At 65.2% G+C, this 2,244-nt stretch carries 2 protein-coding genes and 1 pseudogene; 2 read left to right on the forward strand and 1 reads right to left on the reverse strand.

All coding sequences use genetic code 11. The features are described from left to right. Positions 1-102: 102 nt before the first annotated feature. Positions 103-525: a YciI family protein gene (locus SFU54_RS03660; RefSeq protein ID WP_319014955.1), complete on the reverse strand. Its 423-nt coding sequence runs from the start codon at positions 523-525 to the stop codon at positions 103-105. A 153-nt stretch (positions 526-678) separates the two neighbouring features. Here SFU54_RS03660 and rlmN point away from each other — a divergent pair, with 153 nt between their 5' ends. Both rlmN and SFU54_RS03670 read left to right on the forward strand, forming a co-directional pair. Continuing rightward, positions 679-1,869, forward strand: coding sequence for a 23S rRNA (adenine(2503)-C(2))-methyltransferase RlmN (rlmN, locus tag SFU54_RS03665; RefSeq protein WP_319014956.1), 1,191 nt, complete (start codon positions 679-681; stop codon positions 1,867-1,869). A gap of 38 nt (positions 1,870-1,907) precedes the next feature. Then, positions 1,908-2,244 (forward strand): annotated as a pseudogene (locus tag SFU54_RS03670) (hypothetical protein); the annotation flags it as partial.

The raw sequence follows: 2,244 nt of genomic DNA on the forward strand, positions 1-2,244 counted from the left end.
GCAGTCGATAGCTCGCGGCCACGAAGGGGACGAAGAGAAGTATCGCGATAATCGCGCCGATGATGATGGCGATGATGCCGGGGGTGATTCGATCCATCGTGGTTACTCGGCAGGCTTGTTGTCGAGCTGCTCGCGCCAGCCGGCCTCTTTCTGGATGTATTCGTTGTCGGCGAAGTCGGCGAAGTCGCTCTCGTCGGTGACCCTTCGCACCTCGAGCTTCTGTCCAGGGCCCATCGGGCAGCGCTGCGCCCACGCGATCGCCTCGTCCCGATCGGCGACGCGAATCGTCCAATAGCCGTTGAAGAGCGCCTCGGTGGGCCCGTAGGCGCCGTCGGTCACCGCGCGGTCTGGCGTCGAGAAGTCGACGACGAAGCCCTCGCTCGGGTCGCTGAGCCCGTCGCCGCCCACCATGACGCCGGCCTCGATCATCGCCTCGTTGAAGGCACCCATCGCGTTGATGATCGCCTCGAAGTCGCCCGAGAGGCTGGCAGCCAAGCCTTCATCGGTCGCGCGCATGATCAGCATGTAGGTGGGCACGGGCGTCTCCTTGGAGTGTCAGGGGTCTCGAGACAACTATGGCGCTCGACGCCGCCAAAGGGAACTCTGGCAACCGCGTACCCTTGAGGCATGGCAGGCGAGCGCGGCATCCGCAATAACGGTGCTTCGGCGACGCCGCGAATGACGACGGATGCCCGCCCGCAAGTTCGCCCGACCACCGAGGGCTGGCAGCAAAAGCTAGGCCCCGACGGTCGCCCCGTGCTGCAGTTCGCCGAGCCCAAGCGTGGCAAGCCGCCCGTGCACCTTGCCGACCTCACGGCGGCGCAGCGCGTCGAGAAGGTCACCGAGCTCGGCTTGCCCGGCTTTCGCGCCAAGCAACTCAGCACGCACTACTTCACTCATTACACGACGGACCCCGCCGCGATGACCGACCTGCCAGCGGGGGTGCGCGACGAGCTCGTGGCGGGAATGTTGCCCCCGTTGCTCACCGAGGTGCGGCGCCTGCGCACCGACAATGGCGACACCATCAAGTTTCTCTGGAAGCTGCACGACGGCGCCCTTGTCGAGAGCGTGCTCATGCGGTATCCCGGGCGCATCACGCTGTGCGTGAGCTCGCAGGCTGGCTGCGGCATGAACTGCCCGTTTTGTGCCACCGGGCAAGCGGGGCTCACGCGCAACATGTCCACGGCCGAGATCATCGACCAGGTCGTGCAGGCCAATGCGGCCATCGCCGCGGGCGAGCTCGGCGGCAAGAAGCGCGGCGAGACCACCCCAGAGCGCGTCAGCAACATCGTCTTCATGGGCATGGGCGAGCCGCTCGCCAATTACAACCGGGTGATGGATGCCGTGCGCACGATGGTCGAGCCCCAGCCCAACGGCCTCGGCATGAGCGCTCGGCACATCACGGTCTCGACGGTCGGGCTCGTGCCGGCCATCCTGAAGCTCGCCGACGAGAAGATTCCCGTCACCTTCGCGCTCAGCCTGCACGCGCCCGATGACCAATTGCGTGACGAATTGATTCCCGTCAACTCGCGCTGGAAGGTCGACGAGGCCCTCGACGCGGCGCGCGCCTACTTTGACGCCACGGGCCGGCGCGTTTCGATTGAGTACGCGCTGATCAAGGACATGAACGACCACGCCTGGCGCGCCGATTTGCTCGCCCAGAAGCTCAACGAGCGTGGGCGGGGCTGGGTGCACGTCAACCCGATTCCGCTCAACCCCACTCCCGGCTCGATTTGGACGAGCTCAGAGCCCGCGGTCATGCGCCAGTTCGTGCGCCGCCTCGAAGACGCAGGTATTCCGACCACGCTGCGCGACACCCGTGGCAAAGAAATCGACGGAGCCTGCGGGCAGCTTGCGGCCGCCGAGTAGCAGCACCGAACTTCTCTCGATTCCGTCATACTGAGGGCATGTTCCTCGATCAAATCAACGGGTTCTTCACGCAAGTCGTCGGCATCAGCGTTGCGGTCGTTTTCGCGATCATCATCATCGTGGTGCTGCTGCGGGGCATCAAGGTCGCGAAGCCCGATGAGGCGATCATCGTCACGTCGCGCCAGCGCACGCCGAAAGAGCGCGCGCAGAACACTGAGATGGAAAACGTCGGCCAGCGAGTCGTCTTTGGTTCGCGCGTCTTCGTCAAGCCCATCGTCGAGGCCTACTTCAAGCTCAGCCTGCGGTCGCGGCAGCTCAACGTGCAGGCGACGTCGCAGACCCGTGACGCCATCACGATTCGCGTCAATGCCGTCG

Source organism: Microcella sp., assembly GCF_033763155.1.
In the GTDB taxonomy this organism is placed as follows: domain Bacteria; phylum Actinomycetota; class Actinomycetes; order Actinomycetales; family Microbacteriaceae; genus Microcella.

What these genes read in the sequence shown, in the direction of transcription:
- SFU54_RS03660 (WP_319014955.1), bottom strand. Translation starts at nt 525, where the DNA reads ATGCTGATCATGCGCGCGACCGATGAAGGCTTGGCTGCCAGCCTCTCG.
- rlmN (WP_319014956.1), top strand. Translation starts at nt 679, where the DNA reads ATGACGACGGATGCCCGCCCGCAAGTTCGCCCGACCACCGAGGGCTGG.